Origin of the sequence: Brachybacterium sp. GCM10030267 (genome assembly GCF_042666875.1) — a bacterium.
Taxonomy (GTDB): domain Bacteria; phylum Actinomycetota; class Actinomycetes; order Actinomycetales; family Dermabacteraceae; genus Brachybacterium.
Window position 1 is genome coordinate 512,634 of the sequence record NZ_JBHTCX010000012.1, and the last position, 12,995, is coordinate 525,628.

At 68.7% G+C, this 12,995-nt stretch carries 14 protein-coding genes; 5 read left to right on the forward strand and 9 right to left on the reverse strand.

The window, feature by feature from the left end:
• Nucleotides 1-63: 63 nt before the first annotated feature.
• Together ACFQS2_RS13360 and ACFQS2_RS13365 are read left to right on the forward strand one after the other, a co-directional pair.
• Nucleotides 64-948: an SDR family oxidoreductase gene (locus ACFQS2_RS13360; protein WP_377016667.1), complete on the forward strand. Its 885-nt coding sequence runs from the start codon at nucleotides 64-66 to the stop codon at nucleotides 946-948.
• Between the two features lie 79 nt (nucleotides 949-1,027).
• Entirely contained in the window at nucleotides 1,028-1,270 is a 243-nt protein-coding gene (locus tag ACFQS2_RS13365) for a hypothetical protein (protein WP_377016665.1), read from the forward strand.
• A 104-nt stretch (nucleotides 1,271-1,374) separates the two neighbouring features.
• On the opposite strand, the gene ACFQS2_RS13370 is transcribed toward ACFQS2_RS13365, so the two are convergent.
• From ACFQS2_RS13370 to ACFQS2_RS13405, 8 genes are all read right to left on the reverse strand, one after another.
• The gene (locus ACFQS2_RS13370) at nucleotides 1,375-2,733 is read right to left on the reverse strand and encodes a M20/M25/M40 family metallo-hydrolase (RefSeq protein WP_377016663.1); all 1,359 of its coding nucleotides are present in this window, start codon (nucleotides 2,731-2,733) and stop codon (nucleotides 1,375-1,377) included.
• Nucleotides 2,708-4,390, reverse strand: coding sequence for an MmgE/PrpD family protein (locus tag ACFQS2_RS13375; protein ID WP_377794044.1), 1,683 nt, complete (start codon nucleotides 4,388-4,390; stop codon nucleotides 2,708-2,710). The genes ACFQS2_RS13370 and ACFQS2_RS13375 overlap by 26 nt, the downstream gene beginning before the upstream one ends.
• A complete protein-coding gene (locus tag ACFQS2_RS13380) occupies nucleotides 4,387-5,235 on the reverse strand; it encodes an amino acid ABC transporter ATP-binding protein (protein ID WP_377016659.1) in 849 nt (282 codons plus the stop codon). The genes ACFQS2_RS13375 and ACFQS2_RS13380 overlap by 4 nt, the downstream gene beginning before the upstream one ends.
• Nucleotides 5,236-5,242: 7 nt before the next feature.
• Entirely contained in the window at nucleotides 5,243-5,914 is a 672-nt protein-coding gene (locus ACFQS2_RS13385) for an amino acid ABC transporter permease (protein WP_377016657.1), read from the reverse strand.
• Between the two features lie 3 nt (nucleotides 5,915-5,917).
• Nucleotides 5,918-6,700 (reverse strand): transporter substrate-binding domain-containing protein, encoded by a 783-nt coding sequence (locus ACFQS2_RS13390; protein ID WP_377016655.1) that lies wholly within the window; start codon nucleotides 6,698-6,700, stop codon nucleotides 5,918-5,920.
• The gene (locus ACFQS2_RS13395; RefSeq protein ID WP_377794045.1) at nucleotides 6,697-7,290 is read right to left on the reverse strand and encodes a GNAT family N-acetyltransferase; all 594 of its coding nucleotides are present in this window, start codon (nucleotides 7,288-7,290) and stop codon (nucleotides 6,697-6,699) included. Before ACFQS2_RS13395 ends, ACFQS2_RS13390 begins: the two co-directional genes overlap by 4 nt.
• Nucleotides 7,287-8,702, reverse strand: a complete 1,416-nt coding sequence (gene purB / locus ACFQS2_RS13400) for an adenylosuccinate lyase (protein WP_377016651.1) — start codon at nucleotides 8,700-8,702, stop codon at nucleotides 7,287-7,289. The genes ACFQS2_RS13395 and purB overlap by 4 nt, the downstream gene beginning before the upstream one ends.
• A gap of 724 nt (nucleotides 8,703-9,426) precedes the next feature.
• Entirely contained in the window at nucleotides 9,427-10,176 is a 750-nt protein-coding gene (locus tag ACFQS2_RS13405) for an Ltp family lipoprotein (protein WP_377794046.1), read from the reverse strand.
• 479 nt (nucleotides 10,177-10,655) lie between these two features.
• Between ACFQS2_RS13405 and ACFQS2_RS13410 the strand changes: the two genes are divergently transcribed.
• Nucleotides 10,656-11,345 (forward strand): M15 family metallopeptidase, encoded by a 690-nt coding sequence (locus tag ACFQS2_RS13410; RefSeq protein WP_377794047.1) that lies wholly within the window; start codon nucleotides 10,656-10,658, stop codon nucleotides 11,343-11,345.
• A gap of 62 nt (nucleotides 11,346-11,407) precedes the next feature.
• Nucleotides 11,408-11,794: a hypothetical protein gene (locus ACFQS2_RS13415; RefSeq protein WP_377016645.1), complete on the forward strand. Its 387-nt coding sequence runs from the start codon at nucleotides 11,408-11,410 to the stop codon at nucleotides 11,792-11,794.
• 81 nt (nucleotides 11,795-11,875) lie between these two features.
• Here ACFQS2_RS13415 and ACFQS2_RS13420 read toward each other — a convergent pair whose 3' ends face one another.
• A complete protein-coding gene (locus ACFQS2_RS13420) occupies nucleotides 11,876-12,592 on the reverse strand; it encodes a DUF998 domain-containing protein (protein ID WP_377794048.1) in 717 nt (238 codons plus the stop codon).
• A gap of 105 nt (nucleotides 12,593-12,697) precedes the next feature.
• On the opposite strand from ACFQS2_RS13420, the gene ACFQS2_RS13425 reads away from it, so the two are divergent.
• A complete protein-coding gene (locus ACFQS2_RS13425) occupies nucleotides 12,698-12,991 on the forward strand; it encodes a hypothetical protein (RefSeq protein ID WP_377794049.1) in 294 nt (97 codons plus the stop codon).
• Nucleotides 12,992-12,995: the final 4 nt, after the last annotated feature.

The window sequence follows — 12,995 nt, forward strand, 5'->3', positions numbered from 1 at the left end:
TCGCGTTCACCGATGAACATGTGAGCTGGCGCACCGGCGAACTCGGCTAGGAGAGGCACCGCGATGAGCGATCCGTCGAACCAGGACCCCACCAGTAAGCACCGCGAGGAGGGTTTCGAGAAGCAGGACATGGCCCAGCCCGGGCTGACCGGTGACATGTCCGCCCAGCCCGACCACGGCGAGGAGAGCTATGTCGGGACCGATCAGCTCACCGGCAAGGTCGCTCTGATCACAGGCGGCGACTCCGGGATCGGGCGCGCCGTCGCCATCGCCTATGCCCGCGAAGGGGCCGACGTCGCGATCGTGCATCTGCCCGAGGAGCAGGCCGATGCCGACGAGACCAAGAGCTGGGTCGAGAAGGCGGGCCGGAAGTGCCTGAGCCTCCCCGGTGACGTCCGTGAGGAGCAGTTCTGCACAGAGGCCGTCGAGCGCACGGTCAGCGAGCTGGGCCGCCTGGATCTCGTCGTGCTCAACGCCGGCTATCAGAAGGACCGCGAGGGCTTCGACAAGCTGCCCACCGAGGAGTTCGATCGAGTCTTCAAGACGAACCTCTACGGTCTGATCTGGACGGCACGAGCAGCCGTGCCGCACTTGCAGGAGGGCAACTCGATCATCACCACCTCCTCCGTCCAGGCGTATCAGCCGAGCCCCACGCTCATCGACTACGCGATGACGAAGGCCGCGCAGGTCGCCTTCACCCAGGCACTCGCTCAGGAGCTGGGTCCCAAGGGCATCCGCGTGAACGCCGTGGCTCCGGGCCCGATCTGGACGCCGCTGATCCCGGCGACCGGGTGGCCCGAGTCCCTGCCCGAGTTCGGTCAGAGCACGCCGCTGGGGCGGGCCGGGCAGCCGGCCGAACTGGCGGGGGCCTACGTCTACCTGGCTTCGGAGCAGTCCTCGTACGTCTCGGGCGCGGTGCTGCCGGTCACCGGCGGCAAGGGGGTCTGAGCGAAGAGTTGCCCTCCCGCCACCGATCTCGAAGCAGGCCGCCACCCACAGCGGCGCTCCACTGCAGAAGGAGAGCACCATGATTCAGCGCGGAAGCGACAAGAACGGACCGAACCTCGACGACGAGCTCAAGCACGAGACCAGCGGCATGGTCGACGGCACCCAGCCCGACCACGTCGAGGAGTTCCGCCAGACCGAGCCGATGCCGGACGACACCGACGCCGACGAGGTCGAGGATGCAGCCGGTATGACCGGCAACGAGGTCGACGCCGAGCTCGTCTGGGAAGAGGACAGCGAGAACCCAGGCGCATCAGACGCCTGACCGGGCACGACCCACACAGACGCTCCCGTTCGACGTCACGTGATCTCGGACGGGAGCGTTCCCTTGCCGGGGAGCCTCCCTCACGGTCCGCAGTGGTGCAGGATTCAGCAGTCCGCGACGAGCCGAAGCAGGACGCGGGCACCGAACCGGATCGCGTCGACCGGGACACGCTCGTCGATGCCGTGGAACAGCGGAGCGAAGTCGAGGTCGGCGGGCAGCTGCAGCGGAGCGAAGCCGTACCCGTCGATGCCGATCTGCGCGAGCTGCTTGTTGTCGGTGCCGGCGCTGAGGCAGTAGGGCACGAGTTCGGCGCCCGGATCCTCGGCGAGGATGGAGCGGTGCATCGCATCGACGAAGGGCGTCTCGTGCGGCGCGTCCAGCGAGATGCCGATCTTGTCGACGATCACCTCGACATGCTCGCCGGAGAGCTCGTCGATCAGCGCCAACAGGTCGTCCTGGTGCCCGGGCAGGAAGCGGCAGTCCAACTCCGCCTCGGCCGTCTGCGGGATGACATTGCCCTTGTACCCGGCGTGGAAGGTGGTCACGTTCGCGCTGTCGGCGAGGGTGCCGGTGACGAACTGGCGGGCCCCACCCAGCAGCGGCAGGAAGGACTCGACGTCCTGTTCGTCCCATGGAGTGCCGGTGATCGAGGTGACCCGGTCGAACAGCGTGCGGACGCTCGCCACGTACTCGCGCGGGAAGACGTGGTCGTCGATCGCCGCGACGGCCCGCGAGAGACGCACGATCGCGTTCTCGTCGTTGGGTACGGAGCCGTGGCCGGCGCGGCCGGTGGCTCGCAGCCGCATCCACGCGTACCCCTTCTCCGCGGTCTGGAGCAGGTAGGCGCGCACATCCTGCCCAGTCGCCCGGTCCGGAAGGGTGATCGAGTAACCGCCCACCTCGCTGATCGCCTCCGTGCATCCCTCGAACACGTCGGGGCGATTGGCGATCATCCAGCGCGATCCGTAGGTCCCGCCCGCCTCTTCGTCGGCGAACATGATGATCACCAGGTCGCGCGGCGGCTTCTGGCCGGTTCGGGCGAGGTGACGGACGACGGCGAGGATCATGCCGTCCATGTCCTTCATGTCCACCGCGCCGCGGCCGTAGAGGACGTCGTCGACGATCTCGGCGGCAAAAGGATCCACTGACCAGTCCTCGGCGTGAGCCGGCACCACATCGAGGTGACCGTGGATGACCAGACCGCCGCGCTCGCGATCCGATCCCGGGACCCGCACGACGACGTTCGCGCGGCCGGGCCGGGATTCGATGATCTCCGGTGCCAGGCCGACCTCTTCGAGCTGGGCGACGACGTAGTCAGCGGCCGTGCGCTCCCCCGGTCCCCACGTGGCCGGATCGTGGCCGCCGTAGTTGCTGGTGTCGATGCGGATCAGATCGCGCGTGATGCGCACGGCCTCGTCCTGAACGAGGGCGAGCTGCTCATCGGTGGCGGCGGTGATGGTCACCGGGGTTCCTTCCGTCGGGGTACTGCGGTGGGTCCTGCAGCAGCGGGGCCAGCTGCACGATAGTGGGGCGGTCCGTGCCCGGGGGCGTCCCGGGGACGGCGACGTCCGCGCCTGCGCGGTGGTCGACCCCGAGCAGTGAGCGGATCCGGTCAGCCCGGGCGGCATCACCGGTGGCTGCGACCAGCTTGTCGCGCAGGGCGGGCGCGGGCAGCGGGTTCTCCGGTGCCCCGAGTGGCCGATCGGCATGCGCCGTCAGGGTGCGGCCATCGGTGGTGCGCAACACGACCTCCGTCCAGAAGTCTCGACGGCCGGAGCCAGCCCGGGCAGGGCTGCTCGACCCGGCGGGACCACCTGACACGGGAGGATCCTCGGGCGCGGCGGGGCCCGCCTGGCTCCGGAGCCCAGGGGCTCCGGCGGGCGCGGGAACGTGTTCCCGGCGGATCCGGGCGCCGACCTCTGCGACCAGCGGGTCCAGGCTGCCTCCGGCGAGATGCTCAAGGGAAGGCTTGTGACCCAGGAGGATCAGGGCGACGACGGCCTCGACGCTGAAGCGGGCTTCCTCTGCGGTCCGCGGAGCCGTATGGATCAGTGCCGCATCAGCGCCCGGGCGCATCCGCACGGTCACCGAGGCGATCTCTCGTGCGCGCTCAGAGGCGGATCCCTCGAGCCCGGCCGCGAGGGCGAAGGCGGCATCGGACGCGGCCATCGCTGCTGAGCAGAAGGGGTAGCGCTTGAACCAGAGACCGGGGTCCAGCAGCGCCCAGGCGGTGCCGGGGGCCGGGCCGGTGGAACCGTCGATCCGAGCACCGGAGCCGCTGCCCACGGCGTCCCGGGCCATCCGTGGCGTCCCGAGACCAGCCACCACCGCACGCCGTCCCTCCTCGGGGACGCCGTGAGCGGCGAGCAGCCCGGCGGGGCCGAGCACGGCGTCCTCGGCCGTGCGGAGGCCCGCCTGGGCCCAGCCGACGGCGTCGACGCCGCTCTGGGATGCGAGACCGACGTGCAGCGGCTTACCCGAGGTGCCGAACTGCGCACGCACACCCCCGGCCCTCGAGGCGGCGACGGAAAGTGCTGTGGCGACCTGGGAGACGGGCAGGGAGCGCAGGTGCGCTCCGGCGGCCGCCGCCGCGACCGCACCGGCGGTTCCGGTGGGATGCCATCCCGCCTGGTAGTGCATCGGCCCGAGAGACTCGCCGAGTCGGGCCATCACCTCCAGCCCGACGGTGTAGGCGGCCAGCAGCCGGTCGATCGGGTCGTCCGGGCCGGCCAGGGCGAGGAGGGCGGGCACGAGCACCGCGGAGGGGTGGCCCCGAACCAGTTCATGGGTGTCGTCGAGATCGAGCAGGTGAGCCTGGAATCCGCCGACCAGGGCTGCGCGCGATGGTGACAAGGCGTGCCCGCTGCCGATCACAGCCCGCGGGTCTGCCGGGGTGCCTTCGGCCAGGGCCCAGTCCAGGAGCCCGTCGCGATCTGCACGGGCGGACGGGTCGGCGTCGACGGCGAAGGATGCGGCGATGACATCGGCCACCGCCGTGCCGGCCGCGTCCCGCAGCCAGTCTGCGCAGGAGGGGTCCGAGAACGGGTCGGCCTCGTGCACGGCCCGGGCGAGAGCGTCCCGGACGGACTCGTCGGCGCTCTCCGGAGCGTTCACGCTCACCCCAGCGGACCCCTCGTATCCAGTGGAGAGCGGCCCAGGCCCGGGGCCTCCTCCCCCGGCTCCTCGGCGCTCTGTCCGGCCGCCGGCGCGGGCGGCCGTGGACCGCTGGTCTCACGCAGGAACCGCTGTGTGCGCTCCTCGCGCGGGGTCGAGATGACCTCGCGAGCCGGTCCCTCCTCGACGATGCGGCCTCCATCGATGAAGACCACGCGATCGGCGACGTCGGCGGCGAAGGCCATCTCGTGGGTGACGATGACCAGGGTGATGTTCTGCTCTGCGAGGTCCTGGATCACGGCGAGCACCTCCCCGACCAGTTCGGGGTCCAAGGCGCTGGTGGGTTCGTCCAGCAGGATCGCCGAGGGCTGCGCACCCAGGGCACGGGCGATCGAGACACGCTGCTGCTGCCCGCCGGACAGCGTCACCGGGAACTGCTGCATGGTCGTCTCGGCGATACCCACGCGCTCGAGGAGCTCGCGCGCCCGCGAGGCGGCGTCCGCCTTCGAGGTCCCGCCGGCGGTCATCGGGTCCATGACATTCTGCAGCGCCGTGCGATTGCGGAAGAGGTTGTAGCTCTGGAACACCATGGCTGTCTTCGAGCGCAGCGCTCGCTTCTGAGGGCCCGTGATGCGGGGCGCGACGACGCTGACGTCGTCGATGCCGATGGTCCCCGTGTCGGGGGCCTCCAGCAGGTTCAGGCAGCGCAGCAGGGTGGACTTCCCCGAGCCGGAGGGCCCGATGATCGCGACCACCTCGCCGGTCCCGACCTGGAGATCCACGCCGTCCAGGACGGTGTTCTCTCCGGACCTGCCGTGAAAAGTCTTGCTGAGGTCTTTGACGTCGATCATGCGGGGTTCACCTCACGTAGGCGCGGCTGAGGCGCTTCTCGAGTCGGCCCTGCAGCCAGGAGTAGGCGATCACCAGGAGCCAGTACACCAGCCCCACAACCAGGAAGGTCTCGAAGAACCGGAAGGATGCGGAGGCGACGATCTTGGCCTCGGCGAACAACTCGGTAAGGCCCAGAGTGAAGGCCACCGAGGTCTCCTTGAGCAGGGAGATGAAGATGTTGCCGGTAGCCGGCAGGGCGTTGTAGGCGGCCTGCGGGATGATGTAGCGCCGGTAGACCTGCGGCGCGGTCATCCCCGTCGCCAGACCGGCTTCCAGTTGTCCGCTGTCGACGCTGGTCAGGGCGGCGCGGAAGATCTCCGCGAGATACGAGGACTCCTTGAGGGAGAACCCGACGATCGCGGCGGTCAGCGCGTCCATGGTCGACAGCGAGGGGATCAGCTGCGGCAGCCCGTAGTAGATGAGGAACAGCTGAACCAGAGTGGGGATCCCACGGAACAGAGAGACGTACAGCTGGGCCAGCTGATCCAGCACGGGGATCTGCAGGAAACGGATCAGCGCGACGAGCAGACCGATCAGGATGGCGAACACCATCGAGGCGACGGCGATCAACAGTGTGATCGGCAGGAACTTCAGCAGCTGGGGCAGTACCTCCAGCATGTATGCCGGATCGAGATCCATCGATCAGCTCCCTTCGTAACCCTCTGGCTCCGTGGTCACGTCATCGCCGTAGTACTTCTGGGACAGCTCGACCAGGGTGCCGTCCTCATGCAGCGCGGCGATCTGCTCGTTGAACTGAGCGACCAGCTCGGAACCCTTCTCGAAGGGGAAAGCCACCGACTCCCAGGCAATCGGGTCTCCGACGAACTTCAGGTCCGTGCCGTTCTCGGCCATCTCGGCGAGAAAGATGCCGGTGGAGTTGATGTACCCGTCCACGCGGCCGGAGAGCAGATCCTGCATGGCGCCATCGCGTGTCTCATAGGTGCGGATCTCGACGTCCACGCCGTGTTCGGAGATCCAGTTCTCCAGATGAGTGGTGTTGTTCGATCCCAGCACGCCGGCGATCGTGTGCCCGGCGATGTCTTCGAGCTCGTTGAGCTCGTCGTTGTCGCCGGTGGTGACGATCGTGGCGCCCATGTAGGCGTACGGATCGGTGAAGTCGTACTGCGCGGCGCGCTCCTCGGTCACGGCAACGTTGTTGGCGATCGTGTCGAGTTTGCGGGCCTCCAGCTGTCCCATCAGGCCGGAGAAGTCGGCATTGGTCCAGTCCACGCTGCGGCCCAGGTTCTCCGCGATGGTCTCGATCGCCTCGACGTCGAATCCGACGAGCGTGCCGTCCTGCTGGTAGCTGTTGGGGAAGGACTGGCCGGTGGACCCGGCGCGGATGGCGCCGGAGTCACCACCGCTGCACGCCGCCAGCAGCGCCGGGAGGGCCAGCGCAGAGAGGGTGAAGGTGCGTCGCTTCATGAGGAGAGTCCTTTCAAGAGCTCGGTGTGACGTGCCTGCCAGCCGGCGTAGGCGACGTCGTCGAGGGGGCGGATGTAGAAGTCGGTGATGTGGCCGAGGCCGAGGTCCCGGCTGCCGACAGGCTCGAAGCCGAGCCGGCGGTAGTACGCGCCCAGCCAGGGATGATCCTGGGCGGTGCCCAGCGAGACCGCCGGGGCATGGAGCTGACCGATCAGAACCTGCTGCTCCAGCTGGCTGAGGAGCGAACGCGCCAGGCCCTGCCCGGCGTGGCTCGGGCGGGTGGCGAGCCAGCCGATGTGCGGCAGCCCCAGATACCCCGGGTTCGGTCCCCACGGCATGCGCAGGGAGACGGTCGCGATGAGGGCGCCGTTCTCGTCGCACGTGCCGTAGGCGATGTTCTGGCGCAGATGCGTCAGCACATCGTCTCGAGAGGCCTGCGAGGCACCGAAATGCACTCCGAGCTCGACGTTCGCTGAATAGGCGGCCTGCAGCAGATCACGGTACTCATCGGCGCGCTCGGGCTGGATCTGTTCGAGCCGAGCCAACCCCGGCCAGCTGGTCGCGCTCTGTCCCGTCTCGGAGCCGGTCACGAGGCGGATCCGTCGGACGGTGCCGATCCGGCCGGGCCGGGCCTCGTGGACTCACCGGCGGGCAGCCCGGCGGCGTCGGCCGCGGCGAGGACATCATCGATGGCCGCACCGGTCTCCCCGAGATAGGCGCCCGCCTCCAGCCAGGAACGGATCATCGTCGGCTCGAAGCGGGAGGCGACACGCTCGTCCTCGGCGAGGACGTCGGCGAGGTGCCGGCCGGTCTCGACCGCGGCCATCGACGCGTCGTACACGATCTGGTGGGCAGTCTGCTTGCCCAGCTCGCGACCGATCTCGAACATGGCCTTCTCGCTGAGGATCAGTCCGCCCTGCAGCTCAAGGTTGCGCGCCATGGCGTCCTCGTGCACGACGAGCCCGGACAGGATTCCGCCGAGCGTCTTCAGCTGCGCCGAGAGGTAGAGATGGATCTCGGGAAGGGCGATCCATTCCGCCCTCCAGCTGATCGCATCGCGCTCGTGGACGGTCGCAGAGCCGTCCAGGACCAGCGCCATGGCGTGCTTGATGGGCGCGGTCAGCGCCGCGGCACCCTCCAGCAGTGCGGGATTGCGCTTGTGCGGCATGGTGGTCGACCCGATCTTGCCGGCAGTGAAGGGCTCCTCGACCTCGCCGATCTCGCTGTGCATGAGGGTGGACAGCTCGGTGGCGATCTTGCCGAGCGTGGTGGAGATCAGTCCGAGCACGGTGGCGTACTCCGCGATGCGGTCCCGGGCGGCCTGCCAGGCGATCCGCGGCGTGGCCAGCTCCAGGCGCTGCAGCGTCTCCCGCTCGATCTCGCGACCGCGCCCCTGGAAGGACGCGTAGGTGCCCACGGCCCCTGAGACGTTGCCGGTCAGCACATCCGGGGTGACGCCGTCGAACCTTTCGAGGTGGCGCAGGGCCTCGTCCAGCCAGATGGCGGTCTTGAATCCGAATGTCGTGGGCAATGCCTGCACGTAGTGCGTCCGCGCGGCCATCGGGGTGTCCCGGTGCGCCGCAGTGAGGTCGCGCAGTGCGACGGCGACAGCGGTCAGGTCCCGCCGCAGCGGGACGATCGCGGCCTTGATCTGCAGGATGGTGCCGGTGTCGACGATGTCCTGCGTCGTCACGCCGTAGTGGACCCATTCCCCGTACTCACCCGAGGCGTGCTGGAGAGCGGTGACCGTGGCGTTGAGCGAGTGCATCGCCTTGGCACCCTCGGCAGCGATTGCCGAGAGATCGAAGTCGCCGTGGGCCGCGCGCTCGATCGCGTCGGCCGCCTCGCGCGGGATCACACCCAGTGCACCCTCGGCCGCGGCGAGGGCCGCCTCGACGTCCAGCTGACAGCGCAGGCGATTCTCCTCGCTCCAGATCTCCCGCATCTCTGGGGTGCTGAAGCTGTTGCCGATGGTCAGCATGTCGACGACGTGGGAAGCCACGGGGGTCCTTCCGTGAAGGTGGGTCGGTGGATGCATGGGGGCACCCGGATGCCCGGGCTGCGCTCCGTGCCCTGGCGAAGGCGTCGGGGGCGACAGGTCTCGCGGAGGCCTGCAGGCGCATGGAGTGGCCCGATGCATCGGATCGGTCGTCCATAACGCTACGTGATGTAGGGGCTAATGTGACGCTTTGCGTCGCATTGTGAGCCGAATGTGAGCCCCAGGTAACGGTGGGCGTGCGGAAGGCCACTCCGACCACCGCCGCGCCCTGCCGGATCGGTCCTGTCGCGCATCCCGCCGACCCGGCCGCGGGCGACGCCTCATGCTGGAGCATCCCCGTTCGACCAGGAGGCGACCGGATACCCGCGCACAGACGCGACCTCTCCCTGACCCAGCTGACGTACTTCGTGACGGCTGCGGAGGCTCGCCGTCGTCGAAGACGTCGCGTGGCGAACCACGGACCTGCGGGTCGACGACAGCGGTGACCCGCTCGCCGACCTGACGCGCCTGCTCCAGCTGTGGATGCCGCAGAAGCAGGACTACCTCACACGTGCGGTCGATCCGACGTCGGCCCCGTCGTACGGCGTGCCGGGCGATCAGTGATGACTCTCGCGGTGGTCGGTGGGGGCGCGAGAGCTTTCCCGGCGTCGCGCACGGCGCGCGCCGAAGGGCGACACGGAGCGCCGCTCCCTGCCCGCCTCGACGGCCGGGCAGGGAGCGCAAGCGATCAGTCGTCCAGGTGCTCGATCGCGTAGTCGGCCTGTTCCTGCGTGAACTGGCCTCCGTACTCCGACGTCAACTGGTCGCGGATGGCTTCGGGCGACATGTCCATGGTGTCCCGATACGAGCGGGCGCTCTCCAGCGCATTCTCGTTCCAGTCCGCCTCGATGGTGTCGATGGCGTACTGCGCCTCCTCGGGGAGGAACTGCTCGCCGTGCTCCGAGGTGAGCTGGTCGTAGATTCCCTGCTTGGACATGTGCATGGTCTCCGAGTAGCTCTCGGCCGAGGCCAGCGCATTCGCGTTCCAGTCCGCCTCCACGTTGTCCACGGCGTACTGCGCCGCCTCATCGGAGAACTGGTCGGCGTACTCCGAGGTGAGCTGGTCGAACAGCCCCTGCTTGGACATGTGCAGCAGATCGGAGTAGCTCTGGGCGCTGTTCAGCGCGGAGGTGTATTCCGCCGGGACATCATCCTCAGCTGGCGCCTCCTCCTCGGCGGGGGCTTCCTCAGCGGGCGCGTCGTCCCCCTCAGCTGCCGCCTCCTCCGCAGGGTCCTCATCGGCCGGGGCGTCGTCGACCGGTGCCTCGGCCTCCGCAGGCTCCTCGACGTTCTCGACGTCGGCGGGTTCGGCGGGTTCGGCGACCGCAGTCTCCGTCTCGCTCGGCTGAGGATCTCCACTTCCTGAGAGGGCAATGGCGGAGCAGCCGCCGACGAGCACCACGAACAGAGCGATGCACCCGCAACCGGCAGCGAACAATCCTCTTCTCTTCTTCCGCGACGGCGCAGGGGCATTGGGTGGAACGGCAGCCGAGTCATCGCGGTGCGGTCCGGGAGCACCGGCGCCGACATTCGGGGCGGGCGGCAGATTCGAGGCCGACGGATCGTCGGGCGTGGGCGCATTGCTGTTCACAGCTGCACTCCATTCTGTGTACATGGTGAGGACCCTGGGCACGGGCGTGCCAGGGCTACTGCTGAGAAAAGAGGCCTGCTGCGGATACGTGCGCTCGACGAGGGTCAGGATCTGCGACGAGCATCGGCGTCCGACGCGATGTCGGAGGGGAACACCTACCGGTTGGGGCCTTCAGGAGAAAAGGTACGAATGGGGTCAGACAGCCGACGCCTCGAATCGGGCGTGGCCGCGGAGTGGTCGTGCCGAGAACTCACCGATACGCCCCGACCAGTCCTTGTCTCTATCGCCGCACCTGTGCGGGGTTCCGGGAGTTCTACGATGCCCGTGTGCTGCTGCTTTCGGATCCGACGCTCCTCGATATACCCGTCACCGAGTGCGGTGACGACCTGGTCGACATCCGGACCGCTCCGGACCTGCTGCTGGACCGGCGCAAGGAGGATCCGGAAGGGGCCTGGGCCACGCTCAGACGCGGCGTGCTCGATCGGCTCGTGGTCGCCCAGCGCGCCCTGCCGGACGGGATCCGGATTTTGGTGGTCGAAGGCCACCGTCCCGTCACGCTGCAGCATCGATATTTCGACGAACGCTGCCAGGGTCTCGCCGGGCAACATCCCCACTGGTCCGTTCAGAGGGTTCATGTCGAGGCGAGCAAGCACATCTCTCCTCCCGCCGTCGCCCCGCATCCGTGCGGCGCGGCAGTGGACCTCACGCTGGTCCAGGACGGGCAGGAACTGGATCTGGGCTGCCCGGTCAACGCCACGCCCGAGGCGAGCGACGGCGCCTGCTTCACAGATTCCGGGAACATCACGGCACAGGCGCGATGGTGGCGCGACACGCTGGGAACAGCCCTCACCCGTGCCGGCATGGTGAACTACCCACCTGAGTGGTGGCACTGGTCGTTCGGAGACCGGTACTGGGCCGCCGTGACGGGGGCCGAGAGCGCGATCTACTCGCCTCGCGGATCACGCGGCCGAACCTCCGCGCTGACCAGCGTCGATGAGTCGGCACACCGACACTGATACGTCAAGAGAGCCCTTCCGGCGCGGCGGGCGGCCTTTACACGCCGTGCTCTACTTAGGTGATGAACACTCTCTCTGCCACCCGCCGCCGGATGACCCGTGACGAGGCGCTCGCGTGGAACTCGAACTGGTCCCTCGCCGACATCCGCCTGATCGGGGAGAACTTCGATCGCATCGGGGCGCGGACGTTCTATCGCACCCAGTCCAACGGCAGCATCACCGCGCAGGACGAGAACGGGCGCTCCCTGATGTACATCCATCCCGGGTACGTCCAGTTCCGCAAGGGCCTGGCCCCGACGGACCGCCCGGATCAGCAGGTCGAAGGGTTCGACCTCTCCACCGCGCAGCCCCGCGAGAAGACGCCCGCCAAGGGGGAAGAGGTCCTGACCATCTGCCCGTCCTGCTTCTACGCCATGCCCTACACCGGGGTCTGCGACACCTGCGGCTGAGACCCACCGATCAGGGCCCGGCCATCGAGCGCAGTGTCCGCTGCAGGACGAGGCAGATGCCCAGCACGGACGCCCGGGGGCTCATGACGCGATGTCACGACTCCGCGCCGCGCCGCGTTGTCGCGGTCCCGGTCGCCCACGCTCGCCAGCTCGGCGCAGCGCGGCCAGCGCCACGACCGTGCATGCGGCGAAGGACGGCCACAGTGCGAAGCGCTCGATCAGACCGCCCCACTGCACCTCGAGCCTGACCAGCAGGACAACACCCGAGACGAGGCTGAGCGCTCCGATCGCGACGAGCCGCCACCATCGTGGATCCCACGATCGTGCCAGCACGGCCCCGGTCAGCGCCATGGCGACGCCGCTGAGCACGATGCCCGGGAGCGAGACGATCACGTGCAGAGTCAGCAGCTGATCCAGCGGCGTCAACCCGGTACCGATCGACGACAGGCCCGTCATCACCCACAGAGCCACCGCCGCCGTCATCATCGCTCCCGTCGGAAGCTGCGGGCGCAGCAGCACGGCGCCCACCGCCATCGCCGCTCCGAACAGGATGAAGGCGCCGTTGACGGCCACGTGAGCCGGGGAGCAGACCGGGACGTGCTGCGAGTGGTAGGGAATCGACGTGCAGGTGACCGCGCCCAGATCGCTGATCGTGTTGTGCGCCAGGCTGTAGGGCGCGGTGCTCCACGCCGCGGCGGCCAACTCGATCGGGACGTACAGCACCTGCACTGCCCACAGGACGATCCCGGCACGGGCCGATGCGGACAGAACCGGTGTGGACCGGGCGGGTGACTCCATGTCGCCATGGTGCGATGGCAGCGTCGCGACGTCTTCGTCCGAACGGACGATGTCGGGTCGAGCGTGGGCGAGTCGGTTGTCACACCGTCGCGCCAGACTGCTCCCATGATCCTTCCACCCGAGCCGAGCGACAGCGTCGGCCGACCGCTCGAGTTCCCCGAGCGTGGAACGTGCCCGAGCTGCGGTTCGGGAGAGATCGTCCACCATGTCCGAGGGCTGCCGGACGTGCTGTACGTGGAGGCCGCACCGGCGTGGATGGTCTTCGGCGGCTGCACGATGATCGGCCCCGACCGCACGTGCTCATCGTGTCAGCACCAGTGGTGGGGACCGTATGAGGAGGACTTCGAGGAGGATGAGGACGACAGCGAACACGACACCAGCGACGAGGACGATGGATGATGGC